Here is a 23,738-nt window from a genome sequence, read left to right on the forward strand (position 1 = left end):
CTCAGCCGGGCGTTTTGCATTACAGTCCGCCAGACTTATAGGCGCGGGCAGCGGGTGTGCCGTTGCTGGCAGGCAGCTTCTTACCCAGGGTTTCCATACGCATCTGGAACGGCGGGAACGGCATCTCAATACCGTGCTGATCAAATCCGCTCAGAATCAACTGATGCAGTTCGTGACGCAGCGGCATACGGTGTCCCATCTCAGCGGCATGCACACGAAGTTCAAATAACTGAATTCCCTGCTGCAGATCGACCAGGAAGGCTTCCGGTTGCGGCGTGTCCAGGACATAGCTGCAGCGTTCAGCTGCCTGGATCAGAATGGTGGTCACCTGTTCACTGCTGACTTTCGCCGGAGCCGGAATGGTGAGCACCACGCGCGTCACGGAATCGGACAGCGACCAGTTAATAAACTGCTCGGTGATAAAGGCCTTGTTCGGCACGATGATCTCTTTGCGGTCCCAGTCGGTAATGGTGGTCGCGCGGGTATTAATTCGCGTGATACTGCCGGTCAGGTCGCGGATCGTCACGGTATCGCCGATACGAATCGGCTTTTCGAACAGGATAATCAGACCTGAGATAAAGTTGGCAAAAATCTCCTGCAAACCAAACCCCAGTCCCACACCCAGCGCGGCAACCAGCCACTGCAGCTTCGACCACTCAATACCAATCATTGAGAAACCAATCAGCGCGCCAATTAACAGCAGCAGATATTTGGTCAGTGTGGTGATGGCGTAACCCGTACCTGGCGTCAGATTAAGATGCTGCAACAGCGCCAGCTCAAGCAGCGCGGGCATATTGCGCACCAGCTGGGTGGTGATAATAAACACCAGAATGGCGATCAGCACTGACCCCAGGGTGATGGGCTGAATCGACTCTACGCCCTGCACTGAGGTACTGACGTCCCACAGCTGAATATTCTCCAGGAAGCCAAAGGCCGAATGGATTTCTGACCACAGCACAATCACAGAGACCAGGGCGATAAGCATCAGGATAGAGCGTACCAGCCGCAGCGACTGCGCACTGATCGCATCCAGGTCAATTACCGGCTCTTCAATTTCAATCGCATCAGTGTTCAGAGAGCCTTGCTCCTTCTCTTCTTCACTGCGCGCACGGTTAGCCAGCATATCGGCACGGCGCTGACGGGCGCGATCAAAGCCAAGACGGCGACGCTGAATCAGCATCCAGCGCCGGATAATGTGATAGATAACCAGCAGCAGGAACCAGATGGCGACAGAGGTCTCCAGTCGCGCCAGCAGCGCCTGCGCGGTAGCCAGATAACCCACAGCGGAGGCGAGGGCAGCCATCAGCGGCATAGCGATCATCAGGTTCCACAGCATCCGGTTCACCATGTTCTCGCCATTTCCCTCTTTATCGAGATAGAGCGGAATCCCGGAACGCTTCAGGCTGACGGTCACAATGCTGATTGCCCCGCAGATCAGGATGAAACAGAGACGACCCAGCGACGAGGAGAACTGCCGATCTTCCAGATTACCAAAGGCGATCAGCAACATAATCAGCGGCACAATTAATCCGATGCTCAGCGAGTAGTAGCGCATGGCGCGCGCCACCCGATTTTGCGGCCAGCGGAAATGCACAATGAACAGGCCGTTAGGACGGGCAAAGGCAGCGCTGATCATAAACGCCCACAGCAGCGGCAGCGTGGCGGTAATGCCATCACCAATCGCTACGGCGATAGGGTAGGGCCAGGCGTTCTGCAGGCCATAACCCAATGCACCCCATAATACCGGCAGCGGCAGCGCCACCAGGATCGACCAGAACAGGGTACGGATAGTCAGGCGGAAACGATCCTGCGTTACCTTGCCGACTTTGCTGGCGGAACGGTCAAGGAAAGCATTGAAGTGGCGGCGCGAACTGATGCTGAAGCCGACCAGCAGCAACGCACCAATAATCGGCAGCACCGAGTTGCGGCTGGTAAACATCATCGCCATCGCTTTGCCGAGCTGACCCAGCGTATCCAGCGACAGCAGACGGGAAAGATCTTTGGCCAGATCCAGCGGATAACTCAAACCAATCGGGTTAACGTCGGCGGTCCAGAACAGATAGCGGTGCGTCGCCTCTTTGACTTCCGTCAGCGCATCCTGCAACTGCGTGTTGCCAACCTTGAGCTTGGTGATCTCCAGAATCAGCGTGTCACAGCCGGAGATCAGCGAATTGAGCAGTTCCCTCTGAGTGCGTAGCTGCGCATCAAGAATACGCTTCTGGTCTGCGGTGAAGGGCTGACCATCGGCCTGCCGTCCCTTGCGCAGCGCCTCCTGGCGCTCCAGCAGATCTTCATAATTGAGACGCTGCACGCGAAGCTGTGCCATCTCATTATCAATCTGCTGCGACTTGGGCATCTCCGGCAGACGCGCGACCTGCGCCCGTAGCGCTTCGCCCAGCAGATTAGAGGCACCCAGCCACTGCGACTGTTCACGCAGGGTAGAGAGCGCCTGACGGACCTGAATAATCTGGTTAGTGGCCAGTCGCTGCTGCGACGCCACCAGATCCATGCGCTGCGCCTGCTGATTCAGGGCAACCGAGAGTTCGCGGTTAACCCGAAACTGATCGCTGATCTCTGGCGGAAGATCGCCACTGTTTTCTGCCAGTTGCTCGGTGCGGGCCAGCGCGACTTCGGCTTCACGTTGCCGCTGATCGTTGAGCTGGTTGCGCAGCGCCTGAAGATAGTTATCGAGCTGAGTTGCTTTGCGCTGGTGGGCTTCAGCCCGCATCCGCGCCAGTTCCTGACGGTTGTTGGCAGAGAGCTGTGCCAGCTCAAGTTCATCGACCAGCGCTTTATTCGCGGCGCTTTCCGCCTGGCGAGCCGCCAGCTGCAGCTGCCCCTGTGGCGAACTGCTGCTGACGCTCTGCAAACGGCGTTCACTCTCCGTCATCGCCCGGCGTGCTTCAGTCTGCTGCTGCGGCAGTTGCGACAGCGAATCACTGATTTCCCGCGCCCGATCCTGCTCCTGCCGTGCCTGACGCCCCTCTTCCAGCAGCTGGCTGCTGACCTGCAGGATCTCCTGATCCAGCTCGGCGCTGCTCATGTTGTTGCGCACGGTTTTCCCGCTTTCACTCAGCGCGGCGATCTGCTGACGCAGTTCGCGCGCCAGACGCGGAAAATCATCAATAACCTGCTGATATTGCGCCGCGCGCTCCAGCGATTCATCGCGTTCAGAGAGAAAGTTTAAGGCGGCTTCAATCGTCTGGATCTGTTCAGCCTGAGAGGGTGAACTTTTGGCCGATTTTATCTCTTCCAGCTGCTGTTTGAGCTGGCTGGCATCAGGAAGGCTGGCCGCGAAGGCCGGGCTGCTGAGCCACAGGCTCAGCAGCAGGAGGAGAATCGAACGCACAGAGGACACTCAATTTAATCGACGATGACGTCGGAAATGTCTGTCGCGACCGGCAGCGCAATCGCCAGCGGTTGACCCAGACGGGTTTTGCTTTCTGCTTCCAGGCTTTCAGCCAGTTTGACGCGGCCAGGTGCGAACAGATTGATGACGGTAGAGCCAAGCTTGAAGCGGCCCATTTCCTGGCCTTTCAACAGCACCACGGCGCTTTCATCATCCGCTGCCGGATAGTGCCAGCGCTTGATCACGCCTTCACGCGGTGGCGTGATGGTGCCAGCCCAGACGGTTTCGATGCTGCCGACAATGGTGGCCCCCACCAGGATCTGCACCATCGGCCCGATATCGGTTTCGAAGTAGCAGATGACGCGCTCGTTACGGGCGAACAGGTTGGGAATATTACGCGCGGTCAGTGGGTTGACGGAGTAGAGGTCGCCAGGCACATAAATCATCTCACGCAGGATGCCGTTGCACGGCATATGGACGCGGTGATAATCACGGGGCGCCAGATAGGTGGTGACGAACTCGCCATCAACAAATTGGGATGCCATCCGCTCATCACCCGCCAGCAGGGCGTCGATGGTGTAGTGATGACCCTTAGCCTGGAAAATCTGATCGCCATCAATGTGGCCGAGCTGGCTGATAGCGCCATCCGCGGGCAGGGCGATGAGATTGGCATCGGCATCCACCGGACGCGCATCGTCTTTCAGCGGACGAACGAAAAAGTCATTAAAGGTGCGATAGCTGGCGGTATCGGGCTTACGCGCTTCCGCCATGTCGACTTTGTAAAACCAGACAAAGATGTCAATGACCAGTTTGGTCAACCAACCACCGCGGCGACTGGCGCCCCAACCGGCAAGTTCAGTCAGCCATTTCTTCGGGAGAATATGATTCAAGCCGAGTTTTAAACGATCAAACACCTTAGCCTCCTGGCTATTTTATGACGTTGTAAAAAAGGGGGCGGATTGTAGCAGCGCCCCGTTCAGATGGCGACTATACCCGAATTCCGGCACGCTGCACGGTCTGGACGCGCGACTGGAATGCACCTCGCAAAATGCCCCGGCTTATCCGTTCAGACGCGGTTATACCGATTAACTTTCACCATCAGGGAAATTTTTACGCGTTTTTACCTGCGCCATGCTCTCCAGGATACGGTGGTAGTTATCAAAACGGGACCTGTTGATTTTGCCCTGTTCGACCGCTTCGCGAATGGCACAGCCGGGATCGCTGCCGTGTTTACAATCGCGGAATTTGCAATCGCCAAGGAATGCGCGGAATTCGACAAATCCGCGGGTAATTTGTTCCGGCTCAAGATGCCATAAACCGAACTCACGCACGCCAGGTGAATCGATCACATCGCCGCCGTCCGGGAAGTGATAAAGGCGCGATGCGGTGGTGGTGTGCTGGCCTAAGCCTGAGCCATCCGAAACCTCGTTAGTCAGAATAGCGACCTGCTCTTCTTTGTCGAAGCCGAGCAGGGCATTCAGCAGACTCGATTTGCCGACGCCAGACTGACCGGCAAAGATACTGATGCGGTCGGTCAGCGCCGCTTTCAGGTCGTCCATGCCGTTTTTCGCCCGACTGGAGACCATGACCACGCGATAGCCAATATTGCGATAGATATCCATCTGCTTATCGACAAAGGCGCGCGCCTTGTCATCCAGCAGATCGGTTTTGTTCAGTACCAGCAACGGTTCAATGTCCAGTGTTTCGCTGGCAACCAGATAGCGGTCGATGATGTTTAACGACAGTTCAGGCAGGATTGCGGAGACGACGATGATCTGGTCGATATTCGCCGCCATCGGCTTCACGCCGTCGTAAAAATCGGGGCGGGTTAATACGCTGGTGCGCTCATGCACCGCTTCAACAATACCTTTGTTGCCGCTGGTTGCCGGACGCCACAGCACCCGGTCGCCGGTGACCAGCGAACGAATGGTTCGGCGGATATTGCAGCGGTGGGCGACGCCTGCGCTATCCTCAACATCAGCGTGCATGCCAAAACGGCTGACAACGACCCCATCTGCAGCTTCACCAAACAGGTTGTCATCCGCTTCCGGACGCTCTCTGCGTTGGTTGAGACGGCGATCGTGGTTAGCGCTTACGCGGCGTTGTTGGCCCTTCGACAGTTTATTTTTACTCACTCACCCTCACAGCGTTAGCCAGATTTCGCCCGGCTGGGCAAAACGTCTATGATACACCTTATTCATCGTAAATGACGACTACAGCAACCGCAGGAAACAGCATGGCTACTGGAAATGAACAGAATCTGATCTGGATTGATCTTGAGATGACCGGACTTGATCCGACGCACGATCGCATTATTGAAATTGCGACCCTGGTGACTGATGCCAACCTGAACATTCTGGCGGAAGGGCCGGTCATGGCCGTTCATCAGTCCGATGCGCAGCTGGCGCTGATGGATGAGTGGAATGTCCGCACTCATACCAACAGCGGTCTGGTTGCGCGGGTGAAGGAGAGTCAGATTGACGATCGCGCAGCAGAGCTGGCGACCATTGAGTTCCTGAAACAGTGGGTTCCGGCGAACACCTCGCCTATCTGCGGCAACAGCATCGGGCAGGATCGTCGTTTCCTGTTTAAGTACATGCCTGAGCTGGAAGCGTACTTCCACTATCGTTATCTGGATGTCAGTACCCTGAAAGAGCTGGCTCGTCGCTGGAAACCCGATATCCTTCCTGGCTTCAAAAAAGGGGGGACGCACCAGGCTCTGGATGATATCCGTGAGTCCGTGGCGGAGCTGGCGTACTACCGCGAACACTTTTTGCAGCTTTAATCGGCGACGGGTGCGCATGAAATCACCAGGTTGCTGATTTAATCAGCAAACGCGCTGAAAGCGAAAATTTTTGCTTTCAGACGCTTGCAGCAGCAACGATTTCTCGTATAATGCGCACCCCGTACCGGTGAAGAATTTATTAACGGTACAAGGCGCGGGAATAGCTCAGTTGGTAGAGCACGACCTTGCCAAGGTCGGGGTCGCGAGTTCGAGTCTCGTTTCCCGCTCCAGTTTTAAAATGTAAGCAGTACCCTCTTTGCGGGAATAGCTCAGTTGGTAGAGCACGACCTTGCCAAGGTCGGGGTCGCGAGTTCGAGTCTCGTTTCCCGCTCCAGTTTTATTTAGCAGTGCCCTTCTATGCGGGAATAGCTCAGTTGGTAGAGCACGACCTTGCCAAGGTCGGGGTCGCGAGTTCGAGTCTCGTTTCCCGCTCCAGATTTAACATCACCCTCATTTCAGTCCGTTATCCGACTGTTTTACGTCGCGTGATTTTGATTGTTTCATGAAGGTTATCCACAGCACTGCACCCCATCATCTGCGCCTGTTACGGCGATCTGTAAATGGCTTTTGAACAGAGTTATCCACAACCTTGCAGGTTAACCGAAGCGATAGTCTCATTATTAAATAAACACAACTTTTATATAAGTTGTTGATATTTATCGTTATGAAAATATTTCAATTTGTTATTTAACAGCAAAATCAGCGTTGTTGCAGTTGAATGACAACAGCTTTTTATTTTTATTCACAGCATGTGGAAAACGATAATTCGCGATCAAGCTGTTCAATCACGCATCACGCGGTAAACCCTTCTCTACTGCACGAACCAGGCGCTTCTGCTGGGCAGGTTGCACTTCAACCACGAGTTGCTCGCGTTTCTGCTGCTGCTGCGTGATTGCCCACAGAATATGTTCATCCAGCAGGTCACTTTCACCGAGTCGTTGTTCCAGTACCTGAACGATTTCGGGCGACCAGGGCGCGTTACCCAGCGCCACTGCAATATTACGCAGCCAGCGTAAATGACCAATGCGGCGAATCGCTGAGCCTTCAGTGATGCGTAAAAACTTCGCTTCATCCCATTGAAACAGATCGATCAGCTCAGGGGCGTGTAGCGCCGCTCGCGGTGAAAAGTCGCTTTCGTCACTGAGTTGTCCATAGCGATTCCACGGACAGATCAGCTGGCAGTCATCACAGCCATATATCCGGTTGCCCATCAGCGGGCGAAATTCTTCCGGGATCGCGCCTTCCAGCTCAATGGTGAGATAGGAAATACAGCGCCTGGCATCCACGATGTAGGGCTCAACGATCGCGCTGGTGGGGCAGATAGTCATGCAGGCGACACAGCGGCCACACTGCTCCTGCTGCGGTGTATCTACCGGCAGCGGAATATCGATCAGCAGTTCGCCGAGGAAAAACCATGAACCTGCTTCCCGATTCAGTATCAGCGAATGTTTGCCGGTCCAGCCGAGTCCCGCTTTGGCCGCCAGCGGCCGCTCAAGCAGCGGGGCCGAATCCACAAACGGGCGAAAATTAAGCTCGCCACAATGCTGCTGGATCATTTCTCCGAGCTTTTTCAGTCGATTGCGCAATACTTTGTGGTAATCACGACCTAATGCATAACGGCTGACATAGCCCAGCTGGGGATTTTTCAACGTGCTGGCAAAGGCGGCTTTGGCCGGAAGGTAGTTCATGCGAACGCTGATAACGCGCAGCGTGCCGGGCAGCAGTTCATGAGGACGCGCCCGCATCATGCCGTGTCGCGCCATCCACTCCATCTCGCCATGATACTGCTTATCCAGCCACGCCTGCAGGCGCAGCTCTTCCGCACTGAGATCGGTATCGGTGATGCCGACCTGCTGAAAGCCGAGATCCAATCCCCACTGTTTAATCTGTTGTGCGAATTGATGAAGATCGAGAGGGTATGACATGAGTAACCAGGATTCGAAGAAAAACAGCCGCAGTTTACCATATTCTGTCTGGCCTGCGCAGGCTGTGGCCCAGCTTGAGCAACAGGGGGCCGATGCGCTCGGCATTACGCTGTATGAGCTGATGCTGCGTGCCGGACAGGCCGCTTACGAGCATCTGACTGCGCACTGGCCAGAGGCCAGCCACTGGCTGATTCTGTGTGGTCACGGCAATAACGGTGGCGATGGTTATGTGCTGGCGCGACTGGGACAGGCGGCGGGCAAAACCGTTACGCTGCTGGCGTGCGAAAGTGAAAAAGTGTTGCCGGAAGAGGCGCAGCGTGCACGGGACGCGTGGCTGGATGCGGGCGGTGAAATTCATGCGGCCGATGCGGTCTGGCCAGAGCAGATCGATGTGATTGTGGATGCGCTGCTGGGAACCGGCAGTCATCGTGCGCCCGAAGAACCCTATGCCACGCTGATCCAGCAGGCGAACGCTCATGCGGCGCCGAAACTTGCCATTGATATGCCTTCCGGTTTATCAGCCCGCAATGGCACCGCGCCCGGTGAGGTAATTAATGCCAGCCATACGCTGAGTGTGGTTGCTCTTAAACCGGGCCAGATCACCGGCAAAGCGCGAGATTACATTGGAGAGCTTTACTATGCCGATCTCGGCCTGGCCGCTTTTCTGGCGGGCGAAGGGGCTCCCATCGCGCGTTATGATGCCAGCGCATTAACCCGCTGGCTCAAGCCGCGCAAACCAACCTCGCACAAGGGCAGTCACGGCCGGCTGCTGGTAGTGGGGGGCGATGCCGGTACCGCTGGCGCGGTACGGATGACGGCAGAAGCGGCGTTGCGCAGCGGTAGTGGGTTAGTGCGAGTACTTACTCACAAAGATAATATTATTCCGATCCTGACCGCCCGGCCCGAAATTATGGTCGATGAACTGACCGATGAGCGCCTGACGGAGGCGCTGGAGTGGGCCGATGTCATTGCGATAGGGCCCGGTCTGGGTCAGCGCGACTGGGGAAAGCGTGCGCTGAAGCAGGTCGCGAGCAGTGAAAAGCCGATGCTTTGGGACGCGGATGCACTTAACCTGCTGGCAATCAGTGCGGAGAAACGTCAGAATCGCATTATTACGCCGCATCCTGGTGAAGCGGCGCGTTTGCTGAATACCGAGACCAGTGAAATTGAGAGTGACCGCTTACATGCAGCGCAGACATTGGCGCAGCGTTATGGTGGTGTAGTGGTACTGAAAGGTGCCGGTACGCTGATTGCCAGCGAGCAGGGTGAAATGGCCTTTGCTGACGTGGGCAATGCCGGTATGGCCTCCGGCGGTATGGGCGATCTCCTGAGTGGAATCATCGCCTCGCTGGTGGGCCAGAAACTGACGCTGTTTGATGCGGCCTGCGCCGGCTGCGTTGCACATGGTGCCGCGGCCGATGCGGTCGCTGCGGAACGTGGTACGCGCGGTATGCTGGCAACTGATTTACTGGATCTGCTGTGGCAGTTTGTTAATCCTGAGATGAATAAAGAAGCATGAAGACCTGTGTTATCTCTTTGCCCGATGAGGCGGCTACGCTCAGTTTGGGCGCTCAGCTGGCGCGCGCCTGTGGCAGCGCGGCAGTGATTTATCTCTATGGCGATCTGGGGGCGGGTAAAACCACCTTCAGCCGCGGCTTTCTGCAGGCGCTGGGCCATCAGGGCAACGTCAAAAGCCCTACTTACACGCTGGTTGAGCCTTACACGCTGGACGACCGTACACTTTATCACTTCGACCTCTATCGTCTTGCCGATCCTGAAGAGCTTGAATTCATGGGCATCCGCGACTATTTCAGCGGCGATGCTATCTGCCTGGTTGAATGGCCGCAGCAGGGCGCCGGTTTTCTGCCGCCGCCCGATCTCACGCTAACGCTGCGTTACGTGGGTGAGGCGCGTGAAGCGGAACTGACGGCACAATCCTCGTCGGGCCAGCAATGGCTTGAACAATTTGGTCAGGGCAGGGATCAGGCATGATGTCACGGATGAAAATAGCGCTGGTGACACTGTTGCTGCTGGTCTGTACACCCCTGTTTGCTGCCACCCTGTCGGATATCAAAGTCGCCAATGGCGACAGCCAGGCAACCATCACCCTGAACTTTGCCGGACAACCTGTCTATGGCTTCTTCCCGCTGCGCAATCCTGACCGTGTGGTGCTTGATGTGCGCCAGAGCGGCGTGGTTCAGGGGCTGCCGTTAAATTTCAGCGGCGAAAACATCGTAAAGCGAATTCGCACCAGCACCCCGAAAGATAAACAGAGCGTGCGGCTGGTGTTTGAGCTGACGCAGGCGGGTAAAACCCGGGCGGTCACCCAGCGCAATGGCAACAGCTACAGCGTGGTCTTCACCATTACCGGTAAGCCGCCTGCTGTTACGCGCAGTGTGCCTGCGCCGGTAACGGCCCCGACGCGCGTGCCCACCCAGAGTGCCGCAGCGGCGAACCCCTTTAATTCGAATCCGGTGACGTCCGTGACCAGCACAGCCAGCACCGTGAGTCCTGGCCGGGCCGTCAGCCAGAACGATACCGTGATTGTGGCGATTGATGCCGGACATGGCGGTCAGGATCCCGGCGCTATCGGGCAGCGCGGACTGAAAGAGAAGAACGTCACAATCGCAATTGCACGTAAACTGCGGGTGTTGCTGAATAACGATCCGATGTTTAAAGGCGTCCTGACACGTGATGGCGACTATTTTATCTCGGTTATGGGCCGCTCCGACGTGGCGCGTAAAGCCAACGCCAACGTGCTGGTTTCAATTCATGCTGACGCTGCGCCGAGCCATGCGGCGACCGGTGCATCGGTCTGGGTATTATCAAACCGCCGGGCCAATAACGAGATGGCTAACTGGCTGGAGCAGAAAGAGAAACAGTCTGAGCTGCTGGGCGGCGCAGGTGACCTGCTGGCTAACAGTCAGGCCGACCCCTACCTCAGCCAGGCAGTACTTGACCTGCAATTCGGTCACTCGCAGCGGGTCGGTTATGACATCGCCCAGAAAGTGTTGCAGCAGATGCGCAGCGTGACGTCGCTGCATAAACGTCTGCCTGAGCATGCCAGTCTTGGCGTGCTGCGTTCACCCGATATTCCTTCTTTGCTGGTGGAAACCGGCTTTATCAGTAATTCCTCGGAGGAGCGACTGCTTGGCAGTAGCGCACACCAGGATAAGATTGCGCAGTCGATCTATAAAGGTCTGCGCACTTATTTCCTGGCGCACCCGCTGCAATCCATCCCAAAGGAGGAAAACCGGCCGCTGGGCTCGTCGCCAGCGGTTAACGTCGCCAGCAACCCGGCGACCGGGGTGACGCAATATACCGGCGTAACTCAGCGCCATACGGTTACGCGCGGTGAGACACTCTCCGGGATTGCCGCGAAGTATGGCGTCAGCATGTCGACCCTGCGTGAAATGAACACCCTGAAGCGGGATGTGGTATGGGTCGGACAGCGGTTGAAAGTGCCGGCCAGTGCGGCCGCCAGCCGCACCACGCGCGCCACGCCACGCGGCGTTGTGCGTCATAAAGTGGTTGTGGGGGATTCACTGACCGGCATTGCCGCACATTATGGCGTCAGCCCGAAAGCGATAATGCAGACCAATAATCTGAAATCGACCAACGTCATGTTGGGGCAGAACCTGAAAATCCCTGCATCCTGATTGTTTGCCCGGCCGCTGCGCCGGGCGACCAGCTAAAAGGAAAACCATGCCGATACAAATTTTACCGCCCCAACTGGCAAACCAGATTGCGGCGGGTGAAGTGGTTGAACGTCCTGCATCGGTTGTAAAAGAGCTGGTGGAGAACAGCCTGGATGCTGGTGCAACGCGCATTGACGTTGATATTGAAAAGGGGGGCGCAAAGCTTATCCGCATTCGTGACAACGGCTGCGGCATCGTGAAAAGCGAGCTGTCGATGGCGCTGGCCCGACACGCCACCAGTAAAATCGCCTCACTGGATGACCTGGAAGCGATCATGAGCCTGGGTTTTCGCGGTGAAGCGCTCGCCAGTATCAGTTCTGTCTCCCGCCTGACCTTAACCTCACGTACCGCCGATCAAACCGAAGCCTGGCAGGCCTATGCGGAAGGGCGTGATATGACGGTAACGGTTAAACCGGCTGCGCATCCCTGTGGGACCACGCTCGAAGTGCTGGATCTGTTTTATAACACCCCGGCGCGCCGCAAATTTATGCGCACAGAGAAAACCGAGTTCGGTCATATCGACGAAGTGATCCGTCGTATTGCACTGGCGCGTTTTGATGTCGCGCTTTCACTGAGCCACAACGGCAAAATGATGCGTCAGTATCGGGCCGTCAGCGAGGAGAGCCAGCGCGAACGGCGACTGGCAGCTATCTGCGGCACCACGTTTATTCAGCATGCGCTGCGAATTGACTGGCAGCATGATGATCTCTCGCTGCGCGGCTGGGTCGCCGATCCCGCCGGTTCGCGCCAGGTCACCGAGTTACAATATTGCTACGTCAATGGCCGGATGATGCGCGACAAGCTGATTAATCACGCTATCCGCCAGGCTTTCCAGACCCAGCTCCAGGATGACCAGCAGCCCGCTTATGTGCTCTATCTGGAGATCGATCCGCATCAGGTGGATGTCAACGTTCACCCGGCCAAGCATGAAGTGCGTTTTCATCAGTCACGCCTGGTGCATGATTTTATTTATCAGGGCGTGGTCAGCGCATTACAGGCGATAGCGTCACCCATTTTGCCTGCGCTGCAGGCAGAAGAAGCCGCACCGCGCTGGCAGCCGGAAAACCGTCAGGCGGCGGGAGGGAATCATTTTGCGCAGCCTTCAGCCCCCGCCAGCGAGAATCAATCTTCAGCCTCCACGCGGCAAACACCGCCCGCAGCGGCGCCGGCCTGGCAAAACAAAGAGAACGTGTATCGTCAGCGTGAAGGCGCGGTTTATCAGCAGTTGCTGAAAACGCCTGTCAGCGCCACGCCGCCGCCAAAAGCCCGTGAACCGGCACCGCGTCCGGCCGAAAAACCCTCGCCGCTGGCCGCGCATGCCCAGAGTTTTGGCCGGGTACTGACCGTGTTACAAAACCACTATGCGCTGCTGGAGCAGGATCAGAAGTTAATGCTGATGGCGCTGCCGGTCGCGGCGCGCTGGCTGAAACAGGCGCAGCTTGAACCGGGTGAAGATGGGCTTAAACCGCAACCCCTGCTGATTCCGGTGCGGCTCAAAATCGCCCTGGATGAACGGCAGGCCGCAAAAGAAAAGAGCAGCCTGCTCAATCAGATGGGTATTGATCTTCAGCCCGAAGGCGACCACGTGACCTTACGCGCGGTGCCTTTACCGTTACGAACACAAAATTTACAAATCTTGATTCCTGAGCTGTTAGGCTATCTCGCCCGGCAGCAGGAGATCTCTGCGACGCAACTGGCCCAGTGGCTGGCGCGGCGTCAGGATACAGAGTCCTCCGACTGGAATCACTCACAGGCGATCAACCTGCTGGCAGAGCTTGAACGGCTTTGCCCACAGCTACTGAAATCGCCGCCTTCAGGCTTATTACAGCCCATAGAGATTGAGAGCGCGATCAACGCGTTGAAGCATGAGTGAATTAAACCAGGCTGGCCGGCCAAAGGCTATTTTTTTGATGGGACCCACGGCTTCTGGCAAGACTGCTTTAGCAATTGAATTGCGTAAGCGGTTACCAGTGGAACTAATCAGCGTAGACTCTGCCTTAATCTATCGTCAGATGGATATTGGTACGGCGAAACCGTCGGCTGAGGAGTTAGCAGTGGCACCCCATCGTCTGCTCGACATTCGCGATCCCGCTGAAGCCTATTCGGCAGCGGAGTTCCGGCGGGATGCTTTAGCAGAAATGGCGGATATCGTTGAAGCCGGACGAATACCGTTGCTTGTTGGTGGAACCATGCTCTACTTCAAGGCGTTACTTGAAGGATTGTCGCCGTTGCCCTCGGCCGATCCCGACGTTCGTCAGCGGATAGAGCAAACGGCGCGTGAAAAAGGCTGGGAAGCTTTACACCGCCAGCTGTGTGAAATCGACCCGGTTGCCGGCAGTCGTATTCATCCGAATGATCCGCAGAGACTTTCGCGAGCACTGGAAGTTTTTTTTATTTCGGGTAAAACTTTAACGGAACTGACAAAAACATCCGGTGAAGCGTTACCCTACGACGTGCAACAGTTTGCCATCGCCCCCGCGAGCCGTGAATTGCTGCACCAGCGCATCGCGTTGCGTTTTGAGCAGATGTTGGCGTCAGGATTTGAAGCGGAGTCTCGGGCCCTTTTTGCACGAGGTGATTTGCATACGGACATGCCTTCCATTCGTTGTGTTGGCTATCGTCAGATGTGGTCTTATTTATCGGGCGAAATCGATTACAGCGAGATGGTTTATCGGGGAATTTGCGCAACCCGGCAGCTTGCTAAGCGACAGATGACCTGGTTACGCGGTTGGGAAAATGTTCACTGGCTTGACAGTGACGAGCCCCGGCTGGCGCGTGATACAGTGTTACAGGTTCTTAGTGCGAAGCATGGGTGATTGTGTACAATTGATGGGTTATCGTGCGCAAATTTTTACGCAGTTTTTTTCAGAACCATAGGTTCTACTTGCAACAAACAACAAGCATATAAGGAAAAGATAGAATGGCTAAGGGGCAATCATTACAAGACCCGTTTTTGAACGCACTGCGTCGTGAACGTGTTCCGGTTTCGATTTATCTGGTTAACGGTATTAAGTTGCAGGGTCAGATTGAGTCATTTGATCAGTTCGTCATTTTGTTGAAAAACACGGTGAGTCAGATGGTGTATAAGCACGCCATTTCTACCGTAGTTCCTTCACGCCCGGTTTCTCACCATAGCAATAATACCGGTGGCGGCAGCAACAATTACCATCATGGCGGCAGCAACACAACTGCGCAGCCACAGCCACAACAAGACGGTGATAACGCAGAATAACGCGTCACCGTACAGCCAGGAACGGAGAACAGCGGTTTTCCGTCCTGGTCTTTTATTTAGCGAGGTTATAGCTTGTTTGACCGTTATGAAGCCGGTGAGCAGGCCGTACTGGTACACATCTGGTTCTCCCAAGACAAAGAAGTAGAAGATTTGCAGGAGTTTGAAACCCTGGTCTCTTCTGCTGGCGTTGAGGCGCTGCAAGTGGTTACTGGCAGCCGCAAAGCGCCACACCCCAAGTATTTTGTCGGTGAAGGAAAGGCCGTTGAAATTGCCGATGCGGTAAAAACAACAGGAGCATCGGTCGTATTATTCGATCATGCCCTTACGCCCGCTCAGGAAAGAAACCTCGAGCGCCTGTGCGAATGCCGGGTCATTGATCGCACCGGTTTAATTCTGGATATCTTTGCCCAACGCGCACGTACCCACGAAGGTAAATTGCAGGTTGAGCTGGCACAGCTGCGCCATCTTGCGACACGTCTGGTGCGCGGCTGGACCCACCTTGAACGCCAGAAAGGCGGGATTGGTTTACGTGGCCCGGGTGAAACGCAGTTAGAAACGGACCGCCGGCTGTTGCGCGGCCGTATCAGTCAGATTTTGTCTCGTCTTGAGCGAGTTGAAAAACAGCGTGAACAGGGACGTCAGTCACGCGCCAAAGCGGATGTGCCAACGGTTTCGCTGGTGGGTTACACCAACGCCGGCAAGTCGACCCTCTTTAACGCCATGACCTCCGCCAACGTCTTTGCCGCAGACCAGCTGTTTGCGACGCTCGACCCCACACTGCGCCGTCTGAATGTTGCTGATGTCGGGGACGTTGTACTGGCGGACACGGTAGGCTTTATTCGCCATCTTCCTCACGATCTGGTTGCCGCTTTTAAAGCCACGCTGCAGGAGACTCGTCAGGCGACGCTGTTAATGCACGTGATTGATGGGGCTGACCTTCGCGTCACGGAAAATATCGCCGCCGTCGATGCCGTACTGGAAGAGATTGAAGCTGACGAAATCCCGACGTTACTGGTGATGAATAAAATCGATATGCTCGACGGATTCGAACCGCGTATCGATCGTAACGAAGAGAACCTGCCAATCCGCGTCTGGCTTTCCGCCCAGACAGGCGCAGGCATTCCGTTGCTATGGCAGGCGCTGTCTGAGCGTCTGGCGGGTGAAATAGCCCAGCACGCATTACGTCTGCCACCGGAAGCGGGGCGACTTCGCAGCCGTTTCTATCAGCTGCAGGCGATTGAGAAAGAGTGGAATGAAGAAGACGGCAGTGTAGGATTGCAGATACGTATGCCCATTATTGAGTGGATGCGTTTATGTAAGCAGGAACCGTCGCTGACCAGTTACATTGTTTGATATTGCCCAAACGCATTTACCTTAAAAATTGAAGATTGTCGCACTTTCTTTGCAGACCCGAATACGCTGGCGTTACCCGAGTATTTTGGATTTCAGCAAGGCGGCAACTGAGTGAATCCCCGGGAGCTTACGCAGGTAAGTGACCAGGGTGAGCGAAGGCAGCCAACACCGCTGCAATCCGAAAGCTGAAGGGTAAAAATCGTAATTACAATAAATGGAGTAGAAACATGGCGTGGAATCAGCCCGGAAATAACGGACAGGACCGCGACCCGTGGGGAAGCAGCAATAATCAAGGCGGCAACTCTGGGGGGAATAAGGGAGGACGGGAATCCGGGCCTCCTGATCTGGATGATATCTTCCGTAAGCTGAGCAAGAAGCTTGGTGGACTGGGCGGTGGCAAACAGAACGACAACGGTCAGCGCGGCTCCGGCAGCGGTGGCAAAATTGTTGGTATCGTGGCTGTTGCTGCTGTAGTCATCTGGGCTGCAAGCGGTTTCTACACCATCAAAGAAGCGGAACGTGGCGTGGTGACGCGCTTCGGTAAGTTCAGTCATCTGGTCGAACCCGGCCTGAACTGGAAGCCGACATTCGTTGATCAGGTGCGTGCGGTTAACGTTGAATCGGTGCGCGAACTGGCTGCTTCTGGCGTCATGCTGACTTCAGATGAGAACGTGGTGCGCGTGGAGATGAACGTGCAGTACCGCGTGACCGATCCGGAACGTTATCTTTATGCTGTGACCAGCGCGGACGACAGCCTGCGTCAGGCTACCGACAGCGCACTGCGCGGCGTGATTGGTCGCTCTACCATGGACCGCATCCTGACCGAAGGTCGTACCGTGGTGCGTAGCGATACCCAGCGTGAAATCGACGAGACGATTCGCCCTTATAACATGGGGATCGCGGTGCTGGACGTCAACTTCCAGGCTGCACGTCCGCCGGAAGAGGTGAAGTCTGCATTTGATGACGCGATTGCCGCACGCGAAAACCGCGAGCAGTACGTTCGCGAAGCCGAAGCTTACGCCAACGAAGTTCAGCCTCGTGCTAACGGCCAGGCGCAACGTATTCTGGAAGAGGCACGCGCTTACAAAGAGCGTACCGTTCTGGAAGCGCAGGGTGAGGTGGCGCGTTTCGCCAAGATCCTGCCTGAGTATAAAGCTGCACCCGAAATCACCAAAGAGCGTCTCTATATCGAGACCATGGAACGTGTGCTGAGCCATACCCGCAAAGTACTGGTTAACGATCGGAGTAATAACCTGATGGTGCTGCCGCTGGATCAACTGATGCGTGGCGGTCAGACTTCATCGGGCCAGAATGGTCAGAAAGGCGCGAATGGTTCTTCGCTGCCTGCGCGCTCCGATAGCAGTGCCAGCCGCAATGACACGTCGTCATACAGTCCGGACAATATCATGGATCAGCGTCGGGCAAATGCTCAGCGCAGCGACAGCCAGCGCGAAGGGAGAGAGTAATCGATGCGTAAGCCAATAGTATTTTTAATCATTGTCGTGCTGGTGGCGCTCTATGCGTCCCTGTTTGTGGTGCAGGAAGGGCAGCGAGGCATTGTTCTGCGCTTCGGTAAAGTCCTGCGCGACGGCGAAAACAAACCGCAGGTGTTTGAGCCGGGTCTGCATTTCAAGATTCCATTCCTGGAAACGGTTAAAACGCTGGATGCGCGTATCCAGACCATGGATAACCAGGCCGATCGCTTCGTCACCAAAGAGAAGAAAGATCTGATCGTGGACTCCTACATCAAGTGGCGTATCAGCGACTTCAGTCGCTACTACCTGGCCACCGGTGGCGGTGATGTCTCTCAGGCGGAAGTGCTGCTGAAACGTAAGTTCAGTGACCGCTTGCGTTCTGAGATGGGTCGTCTGGATGTGAAAGATATCGTAACGGACTCCCGTGGTCGTCTGACTACCGATGTGCGTGACGCGCTGAATACCGGCTCTGCAGGCAACGATGATGAAATCGCAACCCCTGCGGCTGATGACGCGATTGCCAGTGCAGCGGCCCGTGTCGAGCGTGAAACCAACAGCAGCGAGCCAGCACCAAACCCGAACAGTATGGCGGCGTTAGGTATTCAGGTGGTGGATGTTCGCATCAAGCAGATCAACCTGCCGACTGAAGTGTCTGATGCGATCTTTAACCGTATGCGTGCTGAGCGTGAAGCGGTAGCGCGTAGCCAGCGTTCACAGGGTCAGGAAGAGGCGGAAAAACTGCGCGCCCAGGCCGATTACCAGGTCACCCGTACTCTGGCTGAAGCCCAGCGTGAAGCGCTGATTACACGCGGTGACGGTGATGCGGAAACGGCGCGGTTGTTTGCCGATTCGTTCAGCAAAGATCCTGACTTCTACGCCTTTATTCGTAGCCTGCGTGCCTATGAAAACAGCTTCAATAGCGATCAGGATGTGATGGTGTTAAGCCCGGATAGCGACTTCTTCCGATATATGAAGGCGCCCTCTAACGCGACACGCTAAGAACTGATATAACCTGTGGGCCGACAATGTTGTCGGCCCTTTTTTTTGGGTATCAGAATGAAAACAAGCATCTGGATGGCGCTGGCGCTGGTGTTAGTGCTGGAAGGGTTGGGACCAATGTTTATGCCGCGCGCCTGGCGACGCATGATCCTGACGATGACGCGGTTGCCCGATCGTCTGCTGCACCGCTTTGGTGGAGGACTGGTCGTTGCTGGCATGGTGATTTACTGCATGCTCAGCCTGCACGGCAACCTCTGAGGCTGACGTTCAGACCGGCTAAATTGTGCCTTTCAACGCTATTATCCCCAACATGTTGTAGTGATCAAAACTCAGGCAAAAAAGCGCGCAATCGTATGCTAAAAGTGCTGAAAACCACGGGATCAGATGGTAGAATCCTTTTTTAAGCAATCGGTGATTTTGAGAAATGGGTAAGAACGTCGTCGTACTGGGCACCCAATGGGGTGACGAAGGTAAAGGTAAGATTGTAGACCTTCTGACTGAGCGCGCGAATTACGTTGTGCGTTATCAAGGCGGCCACAATGCGGGCCACACGCTTGTCATCAACGGTGAAAAAACCGTCCTCCACCTGATCCCTTCTGGCATTCTGCGCGATAACGTCACCAGCATCATTGGTAACGGCGTAGTGCTCTCTCCTGAAGCCTTAATGAAAGAGATGAAAGGCCTGGAAGCGCGCGGGATTCCGGTACGTGAACGTCTGCTGATTTCTGAAGCCTGTCCGCTGATCCTGCAATATCATGTTGCGATGGATATGGCGCGTGAACGTGCTCGTGGCGCCAAAGCGATTGGTACTACTGGTCGTGGCATCGGACCGGCTTATGAAGATAAAGTCGCTCGCCGTGCCCTGCGCGTCAGCGACCTGTTTAACAAAGAAACCTTTGCTGCCAAGCTGAAAGAAGTGGTCGATTTCTACAACTTCCAGCTGGTGGAGTACTACAAAGAGCCGGCAGTCGACTTCGATAAAGTGCTGAGTGATGTGATGGAAGTCGCTGACATCATCACTGGCATGGTCGTTGACGTCTCTGAACTGCTGGACGTCGCGCGTAAGCGTGGCGATCTGATTATGTTTGAAGGTGCGCAGGGTACGCTGCTGGATATCGATCACGGTACCTATCCGTACGTGACCTCATCCAACACCACCGCAGGTGGCGTAGCGACCGGTTCAGGCATTGGCCCGCGTTATGTCGACTACGTGCTGGGTATTGTGAAAGCTTACTCAACCCGCGTTGGCGCAGGCCCGTTCCCGACCGAGCTGTTCGATGAAACCGGCGAATTCCTCTGTGCGCAGGGTAATGAGTTTGGCGCGACCACCGGTCGTCGTCGTCGTACCGGCTGGCTGGATGCGGTAGCGGTTCGCCGCGCGGTCCAGATCAACTCCCTGTCAGGTTTCTGCATGACCAAGCTGGACGTGCTGGATGGCCTGAAAGAGGTGAAGATCTGTGTGGCTTATCGTATGCCTGATGGCCGCGAAGTGACCACCACGCCACTGGCGGCAGAGAACTGGGAAGGCATTGAGCCGATCTACGAAACCCTGCCAGGCTGGAGTGAGACAACGTTTGGCGTCAAGACGCTGGAAGGTTTGCCTCAGGCTGCGCGTGACTACATCAAGCGTGTGGAAGAGGTAACGGGTGTGCCGATTGATATCATCTCAACCGGCCCTGATCGTAGTGAAACAATGATTCTGCGCGACCCGTTCGACGCGTAATCATTCAGGCCGGACGCTGTCCGGCCCTTGTTTTTCCATTCTTTGATGCCACTTAACCTCCCTTCGCTTGTCAAACCTTCTGCTGGCTTAAAAAAGCGCACGGCCAGACAGACTCTGGTTTATCATCGTAGCTAATCGAATGGCGATCCGATTTAATCCTGGCATCAATCACAGGGCGAATAAGGTCATGCCGCGCCTGAAGGTTCACTGAGGTTACTGTGCAGCTCACGAGTTTTACTGATTATGGCTTACGGGCACTGATTTATCTGGCATCGTTGCCGGAAGGTCAGCAGACCAATATTACGGAAGTGACGAACACTTATGGTTTGTCCCGTAATCATATGGTCAAAATTATCAATCAGCTGAGCCGGGCGGGCTATGTCGCCGCAACGCGTGGTAAAAACGGGGGCATTCGTCTGGGTATGCCAGCTCGTCAGATTGTCATTGGCGATGTGGTACGTAAGATGGAACCACTACAATTAGTGGATTGTGCGTCCTGTTCCATCACGCCAGCCTGTCGTCTGAAGCAGGCGTTACATGATGCGGTGCAGCGATTTTTGCAGGAGCTGGATAGCTATACGTTGGCAGATCTGGTCGAAGGAAATACACCACTTTATGAGATCATCTTGTCCAGATCGCCGGTGGAAATAAATATTAAATGACATCGGAGGAACCGCTATGTCAAAAGATCCTTTTCAGGATAGAGAAGCTGAAAAATACGAAAACCCTATTCCGAGCCGTGAATTTATTCTGGCTCTGTTAGAAAAACGTGAAAAACCGGCCAGCCGCGAAGAGCTGGCTGAAGAGATGAATCTGCAGGAAGAAGAACACCTTGAGGCGCTGCGTCGCCGCCTTCGCGCCATGGAGCGTGATGGTCAGCTGGTGTTCACCCGCCGTCAGTGTTATGCCCTGCCAGAACGTCTTGATCTCCTGCGCGGTAAAGTCATTGGCCACCGCGATGGCTACGGCTTCCTGCGGGCAGAAGGTCAGAAAGATGACCTCTACCTTTCCGCAGAACAGATGAAATTCTGTATGCACGGTGACGTGATCCTGGCGCAGCCGCTGGGTGCCGATCGCAAAGGCCGCCGCGAAGCGCGCGTGGTCCGGGTGCAGGAACCCCGCAACAATCAGATCGTTGGCCGTTACTTTACCGATGCCGGTGCCGGCTTCGTGGTGCCGGACGACAGTCGCCTGAGTTTTGATATTCTCATCCCGCCTGAAGAGACGATGAATGCCCGCATGGGTTCCGTGGTGGTGGTTGAGCTGGTCCAGCGTCCGAACCGTCGCAGCAAAGCGATCGGAAAAATCGCCGAGATTCTGGGCGATGATATGGGTACCAGCCTGGCCGTGGATATGGCGCTGCGTACGCATGAAATCCCGCACACCTGGCCGCCGGAAGTGGAAGCTCAGGTCAGCAAACTGAAAGAAGAAGTCCCGGAAGAGGCCAAAAAAGGCCGCGTCGATCTGCGTAAGCTGCCGCTGGTCACCATCGATGGTGAAGATGCCCGTGACTTTGATGATGCTGTTTACTGTGAGAAGAAGCGCGGTGGCGGATGGCGTCTGTGGGTAGCTATCGCGGATGTCAGCTATTACGTCCGTCCGGGCACCCCACTGGATGACGAAGCGCATCAGCGCGGAACCTCGGTCTACTTCCCGTCGCAGGTTGTGCCGATGCTGCCGGAAGTGCTGTCGAATGGCTTATGTTCGCTTAACCCGCAGGTCGATCGCCTCTGTATGGTGTGCGAGATGACCATCTCGACCAAAGGTAAACTGACCGGCTTCAAGCACTACGAAGCGGTGATGAACTCCCATGCGCGTCTGACCTACAACAAAGTCTGGAACATTCTGCAGGGCGACAAAGAGCTGCGCCAGCAGTATGCGCCACTGGTTAAAGACCTTGAAGAGCTGAACAACCTCTATCATGCGCTGGAAGCCGCTCGTGAAGAGCGCGGCGGTATCTCGTTTGAAACGGAAGAGGCGAAGTTTATCTTCAACGCCGAGCGCCGTATTGAGCGTGTTGAGCGCGTGTCACGTAATGACGCCCATAAGTTGATCGAAGAGTGCATGATCCTGGCGAACATCGCCTCGGCACGCTTCGTTGAGAAAAATCAGGAACCGGCGCTGTTCCGCGATCACGATCGCCCGACCGACGAAAGCATCAAGAGCTTCCGTACCGTGCTCAACGAGCTGGGACTGAGTCTGCCTGGCGGCAATAAACCGCAGCCAATCGACTATGCGGCGCTGCTGAAGCAGGTTGCCGATCGTCCTGATGCGGAAATGCTGCAAACCATGCTGCTGCGTTCGATGAAGCAGGCCGTTTACGATCCGGAAAACCGCGGTCACTTTGGTCTGGCGCTCTCGTCGTATGCGCACTTTACCTCGCCAATCCGTCGTTATCCGGATCTGACGCTGCATCGCGCCATCAAATATCTGCTGGCAAAAGAGCAGGACGAAGGTAAAGGCCTGGTACAGCGCGCCATTAAATACCTGATGCCGAGAGATCGCAGCGTCGCCAAAGATATGACGACAGCAACCGGCGGCTATCACTACGAGATGCCGCAGATGCTGCAACTGGGCCTGCACTGTTCCCTGACCGAACGCCGCGCCGATGAAGCGACCCGTGACGTCGCGGACTGGCTCAAGTGTGACTTCATGCAGGATCAGGTTGGCAACGTCTTCAACGGCGTCATTTCCAGCGTGACCGGATTTGGCTTCTTTGTACGCTTAAGCGATCTGTTCATTGATGGTCTGGTCCACGTTTCGACGCTCGACAACGATTACTACCGTTTTGACCCGGTAGGTCAGCGTCTGATCGGTGAATCGGGCGGTCGCACCTATCGTCTGGGTGACACGGTTGAAGTGCGTGTTGAAGCCGTCCATATGGATGAGCGTAAAATCGACTTTGCCCTGATCTCCAGCCAGCGTCAGGTACGTGGTGAAGGCAAAACCGCACGCGACCGGGCGAAGCGTGACGACAAAGCGCCAGCGAAACGCCGTCGTGATGCGAGCAAGAAGTCCAACTTCGAGCCGGACGCCGCTTTCCGGGGCGACAAGAGTAAGCCCGCCGCTGCAAATACCGAGAATAAAAGTAAAAACGTCTCGGAAAAAACCCGTAAAATCGCCGCCGCCACCCGGGCGAAGCGCGCCAGAAAAAAGGCGCAGCCTGACTGATGCGCGCACCCGCCCTTTCTCACTGAGA

18 protein-coding genes and 3 tRNA genes are annotated in these 23,738 nt (G+C 55.6%); 17 read left to right on the forward strand and 4 right to left on the reverse strand.

What is annotated here, in order from left to right:
* Nucleotides 1-19: 19 nt before the first annotated feature.
* The 3 genes from mscM to rsgA all read right to left on the reverse strand — a co-directional run bounded on the left by mscM (nt 20) and on the right by rsgA (nt 5,484).
* A complete protein-coding gene (gene mscM / locus OK409_RS16470) occupies nt 20-3,349 on the reverse strand; it encodes a miniconductance mechanosensitive channel MscM (RefSeq protein WP_179257622.1) in 3,330 nt (1,109 codons plus the stop codon).
* 14 nt (nt 3,350-3,363) lie between these two features.
* Nucleotides 3,364-4,263 carry an archaetidylserine decarboxylase gene (gene asd / locus OK409_RS16475; RefSeq protein WP_264367232.1) on the reverse strand — a complete coding sequence of 300 codons (900 nt, stop codon included), beginning with the start codon at nt 4,261-4,263 and terminating at the stop codon, nt 3,364-3,366.
* Between the two features lie 171 nt (nt 4,264-4,434).
* Complete coding sequence (gene rsgA, locus OK409_RS16480) at nt 4,435-5,484, reverse strand: small ribosomal subunit biogenesis GTPase RsgA (protein WP_010256092.1); 1,050 nt, start codon at nt 5,482-5,484, stop codon at nt 4,435-4,437.
* Nucleotides 5,485-5,585: 101 nt separating this feature from the next.
* Between rsgA and orn the strand changes: the two genes are divergently transcribed.
* The 4 genes from orn to OK409_RS16500 all read left to right on the forward strand — a co-directional run bounded on the left by orn (nt 5,586) and on the right by OK409_RS16500 (nt 6,569).
* Nucleotides 5,586-6,134 carry an oligoribonuclease gene (orn, locus tag OK409_RS16485; protein ID WP_010256094.1) on the forward strand — a complete coding sequence of 183 codons (549 nt, stop codon included), beginning with the start codon at nt 5,586-5,588 and terminating at the stop codon, nt 6,132-6,134.
* 154 nt (nt 6,135-6,288) lie between these two features.
* Nucleotides 6,289-6,364: transfer RNA gene (locus OK409_RS16490), tRNA-Gly, on the forward strand.
* A gap of 28 nt (nt 6,365-6,392) precedes the next feature.
* Nucleotides 6,393-6,468: transfer RNA gene (locus OK409_RS16495), tRNA-Gly, on the forward strand.
* A 25-nt stretch (nt 6,469-6,493) separates the two neighbouring features.
* Nucleotides 6,494-6,569, forward strand: a tRNA-Gly gene (locus OK409_RS16500).
* Nucleotides 6,570-6,919: 350 nt separating this feature from the next.
* On the opposite strand, the gene queG is transcribed toward OK409_RS16500, so the two are convergent.
* Nucleotides 6,920-8,059: a tRNA epoxyqueuosine(34) reductase QueG gene (gene queG, locus OK409_RS16505; protein ID WP_264367234.1), complete on the reverse strand. Its 1,140-nt coding sequence runs from the start codon at nt 8,057-8,059 to the stop codon at nt 6,920-6,922.
* Between queG and nnr the strand changes: the two genes are divergently transcribed.
* From nnr to rnr, 13 genes are all read left to right on the forward strand, one after another.
* Entirely contained in the window at nt 8,058-9,578 is a 1,521-nt protein-coding gene (gene nnr / locus OK409_RS16510) for a bifunctional ADP-dependent NAD(P)H-hydrate dehydratase/NAD(P)H-hydrate epimerase (protein ID WP_264367235.1), read from the forward strand. The genes queG and nnr overlap by 2 nt on opposite strands.
* A complete protein-coding gene (tsaE, locus tag OK409_RS16515) occupies nt 9,575-10,051 on the forward strand; it encodes a tRNA (adenosine(37)-N6)-threonylcarbamoyltransferase complex ATPase subunit type 1 TsaE (RefSeq protein WP_010256103.1) in 477 nt (158 codons plus the stop codon). The genes nnr and tsaE overlap by 4 nt, the downstream gene beginning before the upstream one ends.
* Entirely contained in the window at nt 10,048-11,718 is a 1,671-nt protein-coding gene (gene amiB, locus OK409_RS16520; RefSeq protein ID WP_033769796.1) for an N-acetylmuramoyl-L-alanine amidase AmiB, read from the forward strand. Before tsaE ends, amiB begins: the two co-directional genes overlap by 4 nt.
* 46 nt (nt 11,719-11,764) lie before the next feature.
* Nucleotides 11,765-13,630 carry a DNA mismatch repair endonuclease MutL gene (gene mutL, locus OK409_RS16525; protein WP_052271673.1) on the forward strand — a complete coding sequence of 622 codons (1,866 nt, stop codon included), beginning with the start codon at nt 11,765-11,767 and terminating at the stop codon, nt 13,628-13,630.
* On the forward strand, nt 13,623-14,573 hold the full coding sequence (gene miaA / locus OK409_RS16530) for a tRNA (adenosine(37)-N6)-dimethylallyltransferase MiaA (RefSeq protein ID WP_010256112.1): 951 nt from the start codon (nt 13,623-13,625) through the stop codon (nt 14,571-14,573). The genes mutL and miaA overlap by 8 nt, the downstream gene beginning before the upstream one ends.
* 104 nt (nt 14,574-14,677) lie before the next feature.
* Nucleotides 14,678-14,989, forward strand: a complete 312-nt coding sequence (hfq, locus tag OK409_RS16535) for an RNA chaperone Hfq (protein WP_010256116.1) — start codon at nt 14,678-14,680, stop codon at nt 14,987-14,989.
* A 72-nt stretch (nt 14,990-15,061) separates the two neighbouring features.
* On the forward strand, nt 15,062-16,342 hold the full coding sequence (gene hflX, locus OK409_RS16540) for a ribosome rescue GTPase HflX (protein WP_010256119.1): 1,281 nt from the start codon (nt 15,062-15,064) through the stop codon (nt 16,340-16,342).
* 227 nt (nt 16,343-16,569) lie between these two features.
* Nucleotides 16,570-17,808 (forward strand): FtsH protease activity modulator HflK, encoded by a 1,239-nt coding sequence (gene hflK / locus OK409_RS16545; protein WP_033758916.1) that lies wholly within the window; start codon nt 16,570-16,572, stop codon nt 17,806-17,808.
* Between the two features lie 3 nt (nt 17,809-17,811).
* Nucleotides 17,812-18,816 (forward strand): protease modulator HflC, encoded by a 1,005-nt coding sequence (gene hflC, locus OK409_RS16550; RefSeq protein WP_010256123.1) that lies wholly within the window; start codon nt 17,812-17,814, stop codon nt 18,814-18,816.
* Between the two features lie 57 nt (nt 18,817-18,873).
* Nucleotides 18,874-19,074, forward strand: coding sequence for a DUF2065 domain-containing protein (locus OK409_RS16555; RefSeq protein WP_010256126.1), 201 nt, complete (start codon nt 18,874-18,876; stop codon nt 19,072-19,074).
* Between the two features lie 166 nt (nt 19,075-19,240).
* Nucleotides 19,241-20,539 (forward strand): adenylosuccinate synthase, encoded by a 1,299-nt coding sequence (locus tag OK409_RS16560; protein ID WP_010256129.1) that lies wholly within the window; start codon nt 19,241-19,243, stop codon nt 20,537-20,539.
* A gap of 218 nt (nt 20,540-20,757) precedes the next feature.
* Nucleotides 20,758-21,201 (forward strand): nitric oxide-sensing transcriptional repressor NsrR, encoded by a 444-nt coding sequence (gene nsrR, locus OK409_RS16565; RefSeq protein ID WP_010256130.1) that lies wholly within the window; start codon nt 20,758-20,760, stop codon nt 21,199-21,201.
* Nucleotides 21,202-21,217: 16 nt separating this feature from the next.
* Entirely contained in the window at nt 21,218-23,710 is a 2,493-nt protein-coding gene (gene rnr, locus OK409_RS16570; RefSeq protein WP_132500098.1) for a ribonuclease R, read from the forward strand.
* Nucleotides 23,711-23,738: the final 28 nt, after the last annotated feature.

Source organism: Pantoea sp. RG18, assembly GCF_025910075.1.
In the GTDB taxonomy this organism is placed as follows: domain Bacteria; phylum Pseudomonadota; class Gammaproteobacteria; order Enterobacterales; family Enterobacteriaceae; genus Pantoea; species Pantoea agglomerans.